13 protein-coding genes are annotated in these 13,375 nt (G+C 43.6%); 5 read left to right on the forward strand and 8 right to left on the reverse strand.

What is annotated here, in order from left to right; translation table 11 throughout:
- Positions 1–44: 44 nt before the first annotated feature.
- Positions 45–197 carry a DUF433 domain-containing protein gene (locus QZT26_RS12835; RefSeq protein WP_099326508.1) on the reverse strand — a complete coding sequence of 51 codons (153 nt, stop codon included), beginning with the start codon at positions 195–197 and terminating at the stop codon, positions 45–47.
- Positions 198–336: 139 nt separating this feature from the next.
- On the opposite strand from QZT26_RS12835, the gene QZT26_RS12840 reads away from it, so the two are divergent.
- Together QZT26_RS12840 and QZT26_RS12845 are read left to right on the forward strand one after the other, a co-directional pair.
- On the forward strand, positions 337–870 hold the full coding sequence (locus QZT26_RS12840; RefSeq protein WP_099326507.1) for a winged helix-turn-helix domain-containing protein: 534 nt from the start codon (positions 337–339) through the stop codon (positions 868–870).
- 13 nt (positions 871–883) lie between these two features.
- Entirely contained in the window at positions 884–1,408 is a 525-nt protein-coding gene (locus QZT26_RS12845) for an IS630 family transposase (RefSeq protein WP_230405800.1), read from the forward strand.
- A gap of 133 nt (positions 1,409–1,541) precedes the next feature.
- On the opposite strand, the gene QZT26_RS12850 is transcribed toward QZT26_RS12845, so the two are convergent.
- From QZT26_RS12850 to QZT26_RS12880, 7 genes are all read right to left on the reverse strand, one after another.
- Complete coding sequence (locus tag QZT26_RS12850) at positions 1,542–1,994, reverse strand: hypothetical protein (protein WP_197705245.1); 453 nt, start codon at positions 1,992–1,994, stop codon at positions 1,542–1,544.
- A 46-nt stretch (positions 1,995–2,040) separates the two neighbouring features.
- Positions 2,041–3,792: a hypothetical protein gene (locus QZT26_RS12855; protein ID WP_099326505.1), complete on the reverse strand. Its 1,752-nt coding sequence runs from the start codon at positions 3,790–3,792 to the stop codon at positions 2,041–2,043.
- Complete coding sequence (locus tag QZT26_RS12860) at positions 3,789–4,397, reverse strand: V-type ATP synthase subunit D (RefSeq protein ID WP_099326504.1); 609 nt, start codon at positions 4,395–4,397, stop codon at positions 3,789–3,791. The genes QZT26_RS12855 and QZT26_RS12860 overlap by 4 nt, the downstream gene beginning before the upstream one ends.
- A gap of 599 nt (positions 4,398–4,996) precedes the next feature.
- Complete coding sequence (locus QZT26_RS12865; protein ID WP_295102640.1) at positions 4,997–6,310, reverse strand: V-type ATP synthase subunit B; 1,314 nt, start codon at positions 6,308–6,310, stop codon at positions 4,997–4,999.
- Positions 6,291–8,060, reverse strand: coding sequence for a V-type ATP synthase subunit A (locus QZT26_RS12870; protein ID WP_099326502.1), 1,770 nt, complete (start codon positions 8,058–8,060; stop codon positions 6,291–6,293). Before QZT26_RS12870 ends, QZT26_RS12865 begins: the two co-directional genes overlap by 20 nt.
- Positions 8,050–8,592: a DUF2764 family protein gene (locus QZT26_RS12875; RefSeq protein ID WP_295102643.1), complete on the reverse strand. Its 543-nt coding sequence runs from the start codon at positions 8,590–8,592 to the stop codon at positions 8,050–8,052. Before QZT26_RS12875 ends, QZT26_RS12870 begins: the two co-directional genes overlap by 11 nt.
- Positions 8,593–9,225 carry a hypothetical protein gene (locus QZT26_RS12880; RefSeq protein ID WP_099326500.1) on the reverse strand — a complete coding sequence of 211 codons (633 nt, stop codon included), beginning with the start codon at positions 9,223–9,225 and terminating at the stop codon, positions 8,593–8,595.
- A 1,140-nt stretch (positions 9,226–10,365) separates the two neighbouring features.
- Here QZT26_RS12880 and QZT26_RS12885 point away from each other — a divergent pair.
- From QZT26_RS12885 to QZT26_RS12895, 3 genes are all read left to right on the forward strand, one after another.
- Positions 10,366–10,983 carry a winged helix-turn-helix domain-containing protein gene (locus QZT26_RS12885; protein ID WP_295102645.1) on the forward strand — a complete coding sequence of 206 codons (618 nt, stop codon included), beginning with the start codon at positions 10,366–10,368 and terminating at the stop codon, positions 10,981–10,983.
- 323 nt (positions 10,984–11,306) lie between these two features.
- Positions 11,307–11,792, forward strand: a complete 486-nt coding sequence (locus QZT26_RS12890) for a hypothetical protein (RefSeq protein WP_295102648.1) — start codon at positions 11,307–11,309, stop codon at positions 11,790–11,792.
- 191 nt (positions 11,793–11,983) lie between these two features.
- Positions 11,984–12,610, forward strand: coding sequence for a hypothetical protein (locus QZT26_RS12895; protein WP_205713399.1), 627 nt, complete (start codon positions 11,984–11,986; stop codon positions 12,608–12,610).
- The last annotated feature ends 765 nt before the right edge of the window (positions 12,611–13,375 follow it).

A 13,375-nucleotide genomic window follows, 5' to 3' on the forward strand; every position in this document is an offset into this window, starting at 1 on the left:
TGGGGAAATATTTTCATCTGTGAGAATCCTTATTTCACAGAATTTCATTGGTTAGTTTCCAACTCCAGGTAAATTTCATTTTTACAAGACCGGGCTGCATAGCATAAGCAGGCGTGAATATCCTCAACGGTTAAATGGGGATAATCCTTCAATATTTCTTCTTCGGACACATCGGATGCTAATATATAACTGCGCATAATTAAACAGACATCATTTCTTCGTAAGCCATATTTCACGGTGCTTGCATGGAAATGAATATTGACAACGAAATAAAAAAGGGTTACATTATGGCCTCTTGTGCGTATAAATAATAATACATTACAAAACGGAGGCCTTATGCAAGCCTTGAAAGCAAAGGGGAATCGGCAAACGATTAAGAAGTTAGTCGCGTTGAAAAAATCAGCTCAGGAAGATTCTGCGTATCGAATGGCAACGCGATTGCATGCGGTTATTCTTAACCTGGAAGGCCGCCCACCCGGAGACGTTGCGGAGATTTTAAAAGTAAACCGCACCAATGTTCCAGCATGGATTCGCGCGTGGAATCAATACGGAATTGACGGCTTATTACAGGGACACCGCTGCGGGCGACCAGCCGGACTAAGTCTGGATGAAAAAGAAAGACTCCTTGATATTATTGAGAGCGGCCCCATCGCTTATGGCTATGATACTGGGGTGTGGACATCCGTAATCATTGCAAAGACAATCGAAAATGAGTTTGGCCTCGAATATCATCCGGGACATGTGCGGAAGCTCTTGAAGCAGATTGGAATTTCTTTCCAGCGCCCAACCTATCGATTAGTAAAGGCCGATCCTGTCGCTCGTAACAAGTGGACCCGGTACACTTACCCCACATTAAAAAAAAGCCGCTGAAGAAAAAGCGCTGATTGTTTTTGAAGACGAAGCGTCGTTCCGCCAAAGTCCCACACTCCATGCCACGTGGGCGCCACGACATGTTCAGCCAGAAGTTTTGTCCGGTGGGCAACGCAATACCCAGAAAATATTCGGGGCGGTTGCTGTGCTTACCGGACAATCTTTATTCCGCCGCAGGGAAGCCCAATTCAATCATGAAACCTACGTTGAGTTCCTGGAGGATATGACAAAGTTTTTTTTCAGGCGAGGCCACCGCATTTACTTTATCCAGGATAATGCGTCATACCACAAGCATCCCACCACGTACGAATGGTTCTCTAAAAACCGGAAATACACGGAAGTGTTTAATTTGCCACCTTATTCGCCAGACTTTAACGCGCAGGAAAAGCTCTGGAAATATACACGCAAACAAGCAACTCATAATCGGTATCATGAAACAGAAACCGACCTCTGCGCCGCACTAACTCACACTTTCGATACCATGCAAAATAATCCAGAGTTGATCATCCCTTTAGTGGCGCAGTTCTGCAGTCCATAATGTCTGTTTAATATTGCGCAGTTATATAGATCAAGGATAAACTCTACCGTAATCCTTGTTCCTTTAATGATTGGCTTTCCACCAAGTATCTTTGGATTTACTGTGATTCTTCCATAGTTTCTCTTCTGACTACTTAAACAAGCGTTTTACCTATAAAAACCAGAACAAACAAGGCAACTGTCTCAATGACCCCGAGGGCCATAAGATAGTTACCGAATCCCTGCCCTGTCTCCGCCAGTGCGTCGGATGCCCCTGCACCTGCACGCCCCTGCATCCATGCAGAAAGCCCCATTGCAAAACCTCCCAGAAACCCAGCCCCCAGCAAGACTGGAAATGCCGCACCTGTGACAGCGGCCTTCATTATATTTCCCATCAAAATCATGCCGTAAATAGTCTGGGATAATGGCGCCCCCACAAATGCAACCAGCATAAACGGAGCAGACTTATTCTGGGCATAGCACTTTTTCCATCCACCGATAGCTGCTGCCCCTGCCGCTCCCGTCCCAAGGCATGACCCTATCGCCGCCATAACAAGCGCCACCATCGCACCCAATCTACCAATAGAAATAACTGTATTCGAATCCATTGCCATAAGCACTCCTTTCTTGTCTGTTTATAAAAGCTCCATGATTTTATCTTCTTTGTTTTCTTGAAAACGGGGTATAGGGAATACCTTTCCATTGCACTCCCACATGGCCGGAAAATTCTAACGTATTCAACCGCACGCCATGCACCAGGATGCCCAGCGCCATAAGTGCAACATTAAGCCCGTGTCCCAGGAAAAGAATCAATGCCGCGATGAATCCTGCAAAAACGCTGCTGATTCCCTTTCCCAATGCCATTTCGTTAAAACTCATTGCTACGGCGAGCGAAGCGCTGCCAACGGCAAAAAGACGGATGTAAGAGATAACATCAACGAAGTTACTGATTACATTAAGAGGAAACATCATAAGGTCAGGCCAGTCTTTTTTTATTTTTTTTGGAGAAGTGGTAAAGAGAACCACGCAACCTAATGAGGCAAACAGCAAATAGTAACCCCACGCGGGAAACGCTGTATCAAGGATCATTGTGCGTGCAGTGATATACATCAACCATGTCATACCTATCCATCCAATCTGTGCAATAGCCCTCGGACTATTCATTATTCTCATTGCATTCCATGCATGCGCAACTGTCAGGTGGATAGCTCCAATCATAAAACAGAGGTGCATTATATTCTTTTCATTATTAAGCCACTCTATATGCAACATTTTTAATGAGGCGGGAATATTGCTTGCGCCAAAATAATTTCCCGTCAGAATCCCCCATACTATCGTGCATACGCTGAGAATACCCAACAGGAAAAACGGGGCAGGCGGCGCTTTAGAAAAAATCCTTCTTGCTACAATGGTTATAACCAGAAAAAGGGCGCCGTATCCGGCGTCGCCTATCAATAGCGCGGAAAATACACTGATAAAGATCAGAAAGACGCCGCTTATATCCTTTTCCCTATAACCTGGCAGTATATTAATCATGTCGAATATTGTCCTGACAGGCTCCACCCACTTTGGATTCCGTATAAGGGTAGGCACGTCATCCTCCGCTGACGGATCGGCAATAACGGAACCACAGCCTTGCAGCGCAGGAGCTTTCAGGATTTCCGCCACCTTGTCTGCGGGACAAAACCCCTGAAGATAGACAATATCTTCCGCGCTTCCCATGCCTGCCTTTACTTCCAAAAGGTGTATCTTTTCTTTCGTCATCAGAAGAGCTTCGTTCATTACATGCCATTCGCCTCCCAATCGCTCAAATTCCCTGGTAATTGATTTCAACTCTTCTTCGGCGTTAATAAGAGCCGCCTCTACTTCTGCCAGAGATTTCCCGGTGACATGAAATTCTTCATAATCGCACCGGAAATCACCATCTCCGGCAATTACAAAATAAACAAAATTCTTATCTTTATTAACAATGAATAAGAATGTATCCTCTGGCGCTATAACAGGCTGGTGAGAGGGGGAACGAAAAAGACGAATGTTTATTCCCTCTTTTGTCAGTGAAGCAACAAGCGCAGGGTCAAAATTCCCATAGGGCTGCACCCGTTGTTTTTCGTAGTTCAATTTTTCACATACCTCTTCCTGTTCTTTACGGCGTTGAACAAGTTTCTCAACTTTTTCAAGCGTACTTTGTGCCGCATCGCCGGACGGTCTATCCTCTGTATTCAAAGGTATCATGCCGATCGCCCTCTGCAGCCTCCCGTAATATTCCTTTTCCTTTTTCAGTTCACGACAAACAGGCTGTTTCATATGAGTGACGTGCAATACACCCAATTCATATAATGCATTCAGCACCATTTCCTGGTCATCCTTCAGGCATAAGAGTGTAATCTTCTTCATTGGTGTTATCATGCACCCGTCCTTACATTCTGAAATTTGCGTTTCGCCATTTTTGCCCTAACCACGGCCGCTGTTTGTTCGTCCGCAAGATAAATTCTGATTTTTCTTATATTTTCTATACATTCAGGGATTTTCACCTTTTCAAACAGATTCACACGCTGCGAGGTCACGCGAAGCTCATCCGACAGTAGTTCCTTTTGCCGTTCATAAATATTCATCTCTATACGAAGTTTTATCAAACGCTCCAGCACATCAATCCCATCGTCAACCCATGGGGGAGTGGCATAAAAATCTACAGGGTTGCGCTCGTATTCCACTTTGTCAAATACCGGAATACTAACCCCGGCAATATTGCCAATGCTGCATTTCACTTCCTTAACTCTGATATAAAAGCCGATATCAATATCTTCTGCAAACAAACATATCCATGCGTCAAGGTCATCATCCCATATACGTTTCTCCTCTTTTTTCTGTTCCGCTATAAGATGATCTATCTTCCTGACTTCAATCTGAAGCTGCATTTTCTTCAGCTCCAGTGTAGGGAGATAACGTTTATAACGACGTAAGGCGTCACGCTGGGCTTTGAGTTCATTTTTTGTAAATTTAACCTTCGACATAATTATTTATTGTTAGTCTGTAACAATTTGTATTAGTTTGGCTTTTCAAAAAGATATTCACGTGTACCTTGTTATATAACAGGAATAAAACATTTGTCCTCAGTACTCAGTACTCAATAGGAAAGGGAGCATTCCTGATTTTTTGTAACAGTTTAGATTTTTGAAAAACAAAAATGCTCGTTCCCAAGCTCCGGCTTGGGAACGTAATTGCGTTGGAAGCTCTAGCTTCCATTTAGCCGGCAAGCGAAGCTTCGTGTATTATTCGATTCAAAAGAGGTTTCCAAATATCTTGGATAACATACTGAAAAGCCTCCAAACTAACATCATGGGTTCATTCCCTTTTCCATTCGAAGCTGGAGCTTCTCAAACAAACCCGTTCCCAAGCCGGAGCTTGGGAACGAGCGGTTTTTTTCATAGGACTAAAGTATTACAATTCTTTGTAAAAAAACAAAATGTGTGAAGATATACAAAAAATCGAGAATGCACCCGTCCTCAATCAACAATCTGTAATTTTGCCTATTGCCGGCTGTACAGTATCCCACATAATATAAGGGGTAAAGGGGTTGTTAATCTCAGTTTATTGAGAAGTTACGATAATATTATGAAGCACCAATGCGTGCGGCAGCCGGCCAGAATTTTTCAATCAACCTTGTTGTAATACCCGTTTCAGCAGGCTGAAAGCAATCTGCAAGTATTTGCCACCCAAGGTTAAGGGCTTGTTCCAAAGGGATATTGACATTCAAATCCATCATTTCGCGTTCAAAACGTTCGCCATATTTCAACAACTTGTTGTCCCATGCGCTCATCCGGAATCCCATGGACTGTTTTTCGATACTTTCTTTATACCTGGCATATATCTGTATCATGGAGTCCATAATGGCGCGATGGTCTTCGCGTGTTTTGTTATTAACATGTTGTTTGAGGCGGCTCAGCGAACCAAAAGGCTCTATCCTTCCGTTCTTCAGATAAAACTGCCCTTCGGTAATGTAGCCGGTATTGTCCGGTATCGGATGCGTAACATCGTCGCCCGGCATTGTCGTCACGGCAAGGATGGTGATAGACCCTGCGCCCTCGAAATTGACCGCCTTCTCGTATCGCGATGCAAGCTGACTGTACAGGTCGCCTGGGTAGCCCCGGTTTGAAGGTATCTGTTCCATCGTATTTGCGATTTCTTTAATAGAATCGGCAAAATTTGTCATGTCAGTCAGTAAGACCAGCACCCGTTTCCCCTGCAAGGCAAACTGTTCTGCAACCGCAAGGCACAAATCCGGCACAAGAATACACTCAACCGTGGGATCAGCCGCCGTGTGAATAAAAAGTATCGACCTTGTTATAGCGCCGCTTTTCTCCAGAATATCTCTGAAAAAAAGATAATCATCATATTTAAGCCCCATTCCGCCAAGTATGATGATATCCACTTTTGCCTGCAGCGCAATCCTCGCCAGCAGGGGATTGTATGGTTCTCCGGCAATGGAAAATATCGGGAGTTTTTGTGATTCCACAATGGTATTAAATACGTCAATCATTGGGATTCCTGTTTGTATCATATTTTCAGGAATTATACGTTTAACAGGGTTTACCGAAGGCCCGCCGATATCAATCAGATTTTCAGTAATTGCCGGTCCCTTATCGAGCGGTTCTCCACTTCCGGTAAAGATACGTCCGAGCAGGAATTTAGAAAACGGCGTTTTCATCGAATGTCCCAGAAAATTAATCTCGGCGTTTGTGGACATTCCCCTAGTTCCCGCAAGGACTTGCAGTGACACCCTGTCACCTTCAAGCCTGATAACCTGGGCAATGGAACTACCTTCCGCTGTTGTTATTTTTGCCAGTTCTCCATAGGAAACGTCTTCGGCAATAACAGTGATAACGTTCCCGACAATTTGTTCAATTTTATTGTATATCCTGCGCACTTTCCCCCCCGAGCATTTTGTCCAATTCCGTTTCGATCGCCTGAAATTCATCAGACTCCATGGCGGTATAATTCCAATCTCTTGTTTTTTGTGTCAGCGTATGGAAAAAAGCCCTCGCTGCATCTTTGCCGGCAAACGACATTTTCGCGCCAAGTATTTTTACCATCTTGCCAAATGTATATTTTTGCCTTTCGCCCGAAGATGCCACGTCCACGACATGAAACGCATTTTGCTGCATGTAGGCAGCGTCAAGGTACTCGCTTTTCAGGTAAGTGATAAAGTCATCAATAGACGTGCCTTCTTCGCCCACCACCTTCATCATCTGTGCAATATCATTGCCGTCTCTGAGGATTTTTAGCGCCAACAGCAGGTATTCCGCCTGAACAATACCATTGTACTTGCTCCAGCTTTCAAGGGGATGAATGGAGGGGTATCTTCTCGCATCTGAACGTTCTTTTGACAACCCATGAAATGCACCGACTACTTTGAGAGTTGCCTGCGTAACCGGCTCGTCAAAATTTCCGCCGGCGGGGCTGACAGTGCCGCCTATGGTAACAGACCCCACAGATCCGTCATGCAGTCTCACTATCGCCGCGCGTTCATAAAATGCGGCAATAACAGACTCAAGATAGGCGGGGTATGCTTCATCGCCCGGTATTTCTTCCATACGCCCCGATACTTCCCGAAGCGCCTGCGCCCACCGTGATGTGGAATCCGCCAGCAGCAATACGTGCAATCCCATCTGCCGGTAATATTCCGCCAGCGTCACCCCAGTATATACAGAAGCCTCGCGGGCTGCCACAGGCATTGAACTGGTGTTGCAAATAATCACCGTTCGTTCCATAAGACTTTTTCCTGTTCGTGGGTCGGTAATCCGCGGAAATTCACGAAGCGTTTCCACCACTTCCCCAGCCCTTTCTCCGCATGCGGCGACAACAACAATATCAGCATCCGCATTTCTGCTTATAAGCTGCTGCAACACCGTCTTGCCCGCGCCAAAAGGACCTGGAACACAAAACGTCCCCCCCTTTGCCGCCGGAAAAAACGTGTCAAGAATTCTGATCTTTGTCATAAGGGTTTCCGTAGGCATCAGCCGTTCACTGTAACATTTCAGGGGTACTTTAACCGGCCACTTCTGAACCATAGTCACCTTTACGAGCGCTCCTTTACTATCCTTTAGCTCCGCTATTGTCTCATCCACCCGGTATGAGCCATGCCCCGCGACCCATTCAACGCAATATCTGCCGCGGAGCGAAAAAGGCACCATGATGCGGTGAGAAAAAATCCCTTCAGGCACAGTGCCAATGGAGTCGCCGGCTCTTAGCACATCTCCTTTTTTTACGACAGGTGTAAATTTCCATTCCTTATCCCTCGGAATGGCGTCCATGTATACCCCACGTTTTAAAAAGAAACCGCACTCTCTTGCAAGTTCAGGAAGAGGATTTTGAAGACCGTCAAAAATTTGTGTAAGCAAACCGGGTCCCAGCTCTGCCGCCAGTAGTTCTCCTGAAAAATCAACATGCCCCCCTACTTTCAACCATCTCGGATCTTCCAGTATCTGCACGTCGGCATAACGGCCCCTTATCCGTATAACCTCCGCCTTCAGACGTACATCTTCCAGCATAATGTAAGCCAGTTCATTCTGCCTTAACATTCCATAAAATTCTACGGTTATCATATTGCCGTTTATGCCTACAATTCTTCCGCAGTGGCAATTTGCACTTTCAATGCTTCCGCATTTACATCCCATAGCATATTTCCCCGGAATTAGTCACAATGAGTTTTTCCAACACTTCACGCCCCTTTTCATCATTCAATGATTTCCACCTCATTATCAATTTCAGCTTAATCACATAAGAAAAAATGGATGACATGCCGAAAAAATCAGCCCTTGCCATATCATCAAGGAGTTTCCATCGATATTTGTCCAAAGCACGTTCTTTATCGAGGGGATTGTGTTTGCTGAGCGCCTCTGCAACAATCTTCGCAGCATTTATGTCAATCTTCTTATCTCCCCGCAGGAACTGATGTGAATCGATATTTAATCTTGCAGATCTAGCCGCAGCAAGGGCATTTTTCAACTGATTTTCAGCGGAAAGCCATTTCCTGACAAATGCATGCCGTGCGGATTCTGGCCGCCCGTCTATAACGTATTCGAGATCCTTCCTGTCCTGAGAAGCAAGCATATTTTTGCATGACTCAAAGAATTCCCTGGGGGTGAATGAAACATCACCCTCTAAAGTAAGCGGAATAAGGCTTGCGACCAGATAATAATAGGCCATTCAATCCTCCTTCGCAATGTCATTTGCAACGCGGTGAATAATCCCGGCAAGGTGTGGTTTTAGAAAATAACAAATAGCATCAGCAATCGCTTCCTGTGTAAAATCGTGAAATACGGCGTCAGATTTCATCGACACTTTAAATCCTTTGATTATTTTATCATCAACATGTATTTCTATTCCTTCCCGAAACTGTTCCCGGTATTTTTCCATAAACAATTTTACCACCGTTTTTTGATCTTCCGGACTAAGCAGCATATTGATCCTGCCTTCCGCAAACCCCTTTTCTGCATATGCAGACGCCAGCTTTATCATCATCTGAATAAGAGTATCAGGTGAAAGCGCCTCGCCTACAGAATGAAAGGCTATTTCTCTAAACAGGGTATCAATGCCTTTGCCTACGGTTATTAGAACATCTCTTCCCGCATGTGCTATAGTTTTGGCGCCATGCTCGGCAAACAACCTGGCGTCAAGCTCCGCCTTTTCAAGCATTTCTTTTGCCTTCATTTCCGCTTCTTTTACTATCCCGGCAGCTTTTTCTCTGGCGTCTGAGATGATCCTCATTGCCTCTTTATCCGCTTTATCAATACCTTCTTTTTGTATTCGGTTCAGCAGGTTCTGTAAATTTTGTTCCATACGATAGATTCCTTAATGATGGAGAATACTATTTCTTTAAAGGTGTGTGTTATAACTTTTTTTCCTCCGTCGAAACAGTCACGGCTCTTGTAACAATTTATGCTTTGACAAAGCAGGGACGAAGGATGTGGATCCTTGGGCAGTATTTGACTATTTCAAATGCTTCACCCCTTACAGTGTCACATACATCGTTCTTGCCGGAATTTTCAAAAACAAACTTGTAGTCAAATTTTTATGTGGAGCATTATTATTAAAGCGTTTTGTGCAAGGTTAATCCACAAAAATATTCCCGTTGCTTCACATGATTTTCCGACAAAGGATTCTTATTACAATTACATTTTTTGCAACAGTTTAGTATTCTGAAAATGGCAACTGTTTCACCTTTCAAAATATCAGAAGGTATATAAATTACACAAAGAAAAAAACGGAGTTGCCATGGGTGCATTCCCGATTTTTTGTATATCTTCACACATTTTGTTTTTTTACAAAGAATTGTAATACTTTAGTCCTATGAAAAAAACCGCCCGTTCCCAAGCTCCGGCTTGAGAACGGGATTGTTTGAGAAGCTCCCGCTTCGAATGGAAAAGGGAATGAACCCATAATGTCAGCTTGGAGGCTTTTCAGTATGTTACCCAAGATATTTGGAAACCTCTTTTGAATCGAATAATACACGAAGCTTCGCTTGCCGGCTAAATGGAAGCTAGAGCTTCCAACGCAATTACGTTCCCAAGCCGGACAGACTGGGTCAAATGAACTTTATTGTCTCAAAAGTGGGGACAACTCTTCGCATTATGCCTGTTTTCGACCCTATTTAGTGCTGTTTTCCCATTAAAGTGGAGAATGCCTGTCGTAAAATAGGATAAAATTGCCCATTTGACCCAGTCTGCGGAGCTTGGGAACGAGCATTTTTATTTTTCAAAAATCTAAACTGTTACAAAAAATCAGGAATGCTCCCAGTTGCCATTCTGTGCACATGAAACGAAATTTAGGAGCCGGTCAATTTATGCTTCATTACAGGAAAGGGGCGCGTGGGGTTATAAGGAAGCAAACCTTTTGTCACGCACACTACACTATATAACTGCGCATAATTAAATATACATCATTTCTTCGTAAGCCATATTTCACGGTGCTTGTATGGAAATGAATATTGACAACGAAATAAAAAAGGTTACATTATGGCCTCTTGTGCGTATAAATAATAATACATTACAAAACGGAGGCCTTATGCAAGCCTTGAAAGCAAAGGGGAATCGGCAAACGATTAAGAAGTTAGTCGCGTTGAAAAAATCAGCTCAGGAAGATTCTGCGTATCGAATGGCAACGCGATTGCATGCGGTTATTCTTAACCTGGAAGGCCGCCCACCCGGAGACGTTGCGGAGATTTTAAAAGTAAACCGCACCAATGTTCCAGCATGGATTCGCACGTGGAATCAATACGGAATTGACGGCTTATTAGAGGGACACCGCTGCGGGCGACCAGCCGGACTAAGTCTGGATGAAAAAGAAAGGCTCCTTGATATTGTTGAGAGCGGCCCCATTGCTTATGGCTATGATACTGGGGTATGGACATCCGTAATCATTGCAAAGACAATCGAAAATGAGTTTGGCCTCGAATATCATCCGGGGCATGTGCGGAAGCTCTTGAAGCAGATTGGAATTTCTTTCCAGCGCCCAACCTATCGATTAGTAAAGGCCGATCCTGTAGCTCGTAACAAGTGGACCCGGTACACTTACCCCACATTAAAAAAAAGCCGTTGAAGAAAAAGCGCTGATTGTTTTTGAAGACGAAGCGTCGTTCCGCCAAAGTCCGACACTGCACGCCACGTGGGCGCCACGATATGTTTAGCCAGAAGTTCTGTCCGGTGCTGTCCAGTTTTTGGGGTACATTATATACACCCAAAATAGGGTATTGGCAGAGGCTTGTTTTTAATATACAGTGCAAAATATTTCTTTTTTAAGAAAGGTATTCCTGTTTCTTTTCCAAAATACATTTCAGGTTGTTATTCCCCTCCACGCTATTGATTATTTATTCATTTTTTTGCCATACAAGACATGGATGTTTTATTTATAAGGAGAGTTGAATGAATCGAAAGAAGAAAAGAAGTATTTTTAAAAGCTGTCTTAGATTTTTGCCTTTAATCCCTTTACTGTGCATTACTTTGTGCCAGGTATCTTTATTTGGGGCAGTTGTGCCGGGTGTTTACAAAGTAACCATTAAGGCGGACAAGATTAAAATAGCAGAGGATACATGGACGCTTTCGAGTAACAGAGAATTTAAAGGTGAAACCTTGGGTATTAAGAGTGAGTGGGAAGACACGGGAAATAATACTTTCAAAATCAAAACAGACAAGCAGGAAGTTATAGATGGGATTATGAAAAATTTTTATTTAATAGGCCTAAACGACTCTGATTTCTCGATAAGCATCAAAAAAATGACAATCACAGGGACTTCTAACGGAAATACTATAAAAGGAGATATTAAAACAAATTTCCGCATAAAGATTAAAGACCCGGTAAAAACAACCCTCAACACAAATGGCAGCGTAAGCTTTAAAGGTGAGCAGTAGTAAATATAAAAAGTAAATTCTGTGCTTGTCTGTCACGCAGTAATAGTCAACAGCAAGCATTTGACGCTGGTTACGTTATTCCTGAACCAGACAACACGGCTCTGTCGTGTTTTGCAGGATTTATGTAATGTTTTTTCAATAAAAACGTAATGAAAGATGCACGCTGATTTAATAAAAAGGAGGCTGTAATAATGAGGGAAAACAAACGGCTTATCGGAATACCCATGTTAGTTCTTTTGGTGATAGTATTTTTATCTGGTAGTTTTTTCTACGGGCATGAGACGTCAGGCAAATATGTATCGGCTGCTATCCCTGACGGCCTTTCTGAAAATCACAGTGAATATAACCGCAATCAGGAGGAGCCGCCGGCCATGGTGGAATTGTTTCATCAATTGATGGAGAAAAGAAGAGGGGATCACACCGCATTGAAAGCAGCTTCGCAACACCCTGTGTTGGAGAGGAATGGCATAAAAGGCAAAGGGAAAAGACCGGCAAACTACCGGCGCGGTAGAGGAATAACCCCTTATGGAAAAAGCAACACGTCTGAGGCTGATTCCATAACCGCAAAGACAAAAACCAATGAGTTACTATCCAGTAACGGCGGAGGGGATATGGAATACCAGTTTCTGTTTAAATTCGGCTTCCTTAGCCTTGTTGATGGAGAATTTAGACTTCCTAGTGGTGTTGCGACGGACAGCGCCGGCAACATAATAGTTGCCGATACAGACAATCATCGCATTCAGATATTTGATTCATCGGGTGTATTTCTGCGGGGAGCATTCCCGATTTTTTGCAAAAAAACAATCAGTAGGGGTTAACAGTAACGTAGAGACAGGTTTCAAACTTGTCTTTTACCGCTTGAAAATGACAGAAACAACCCTGACAGGGTTAATTAAACAAGATGTTTGCTATACAATATCTGTCAACCAACAGGCATGTGCGAATATTTACAAAAAATCAGGAATGCACCCGGCAATAAGGCGCATTCCCGATTTTTTGTGACCGTATGTGTGATTGGAGCAAAACAACGCTGCCAGGGGTTAATACTACTGTACGTTTCATTAAAACATGGCAGAAGTCACAAAAAACCTGGAATGCACATTTGCCTGGATCGACCCCACAAGGGCATGAAAGCCGCAAGGGATGTGGCAAGCCTGTCCCCCGCTGGCGGGGGATTAAGGGGGTGGAATTGTCTGCGGAGGAAATCTGAGAGGTTTATAACATGAATAGTCATAAGTTTTTCTTTTCATAGTCCTACGCTCTGCGTGGAAATGCATGTTACAAAACAGGATAAAATTGTACATTTGACCAGTCTGCGGAGCGTGGGAAAGAGGGTCAAATTTGTTTTCATAATAAAGGGGTAGTTGAATCGATGGAGAAATCCAGTCCACCCCCTGCACCCCATAAGCGCTAACTTGTTTTATTGACAAATTTTATTCATCATGGTATTTTTATGTTAATTATCCCGCTAATCACTCTATAGGAGGATAAAGCCATGATGAGAGAAGATTGGGATCTTCTAAGAACTTTCTTCCCAAACGATTGGAAAAGTTTAGCCGTTGATACAAATGCTTTAAAAGGCT

The organism is uncultured Candidatus Kuenenia sp. (genome assembly GCF_900696675.1).
Taxonomy (GTDB): Bacteria; Planctomycetota; Brocadiia; order Brocadiales; family Brocadiaceae; genus Kuenenia; species Kuenenia stuttgartiensis_A.

Excerpts from the sequence above, each read along its gene's own strand:
- QZT26_RS12850 (WP_197705245.1), bottom strand. The coding sequence starts at position 1,994 with ATGGATTCGAATACAGTTATTTCTATTGGTAGATTGGGTGCGATGGTG.
- QZT26_RS12890 (WP_295102648.1), top strand. The coding sequence starts at position 11,307 with ATGAATCGAAAGAAGAAAAGAAGTATTTTTAAAAGCTGTCTTAGATTT.
- QZT26_RS12885 (WP_295102645.1), top strand. The coding sequence starts at position 10,366 with ATGAATATTGACAACGAAATAAAAAAGGTTACATTATGGCCTCTTGTG.
- QZT26_RS12840 (WP_099326507.1), top strand. The coding sequence starts at position 337 with ATGCAAGCCTTGAAAGCAAAGGGGAATCGGCAAACGATTAAGAAGTTA.
- QZT26_RS12860 (WP_099326504.1), bottom strand. The coding sequence starts at position 4,397 with ATGTCGAAGGTTAAATTTACAAAAAATGAACTCAAAGCCCAGCGTGAC.
- QZT26_RS12870 (WP_099326502.1), bottom strand. The coding sequence starts at position 8,060 with ATGGGATGTAAATGCGGAAGCATTGAAAGTGCAAATTGCCACTGCGGA.
- QZT26_RS12875 (WP_295102643.1), bottom strand. The coding sequence starts at position 8,592 with ATGGCCTATTATTATCTGGTCGCAAGCCTTATTCCGCTTACTTTAGAG.
- QZT26_RS12855 (WP_099326505.1), bottom strand. The coding sequence starts at position 3,792 with ATGATAACACCAATGAAGAAGATTACACTCTTATGCCTGAAGGATGAC.
- QZT26_RS12880 (WP_099326500.1), bottom strand. The coding sequence starts at position 9,225 with ATGGAACAAAATTTACAGAACCTGCTGAACCGAATACAAAAAGAAGGT.
- QZT26_RS12895 (WP_205713399.1), top strand. The coding sequence starts at position 11,984 with ATGAGGGAAAACAAACGGCTTATCGGAATACCCATGTTAGTTCTTTTG.
- QZT26_RS12835 (WP_099326508.1), bottom strand. The coding sequence starts at position 197 with ATGCGCAGTTATATATTAGCATCCGATGTGTCCGAAGAAGAAATATTG.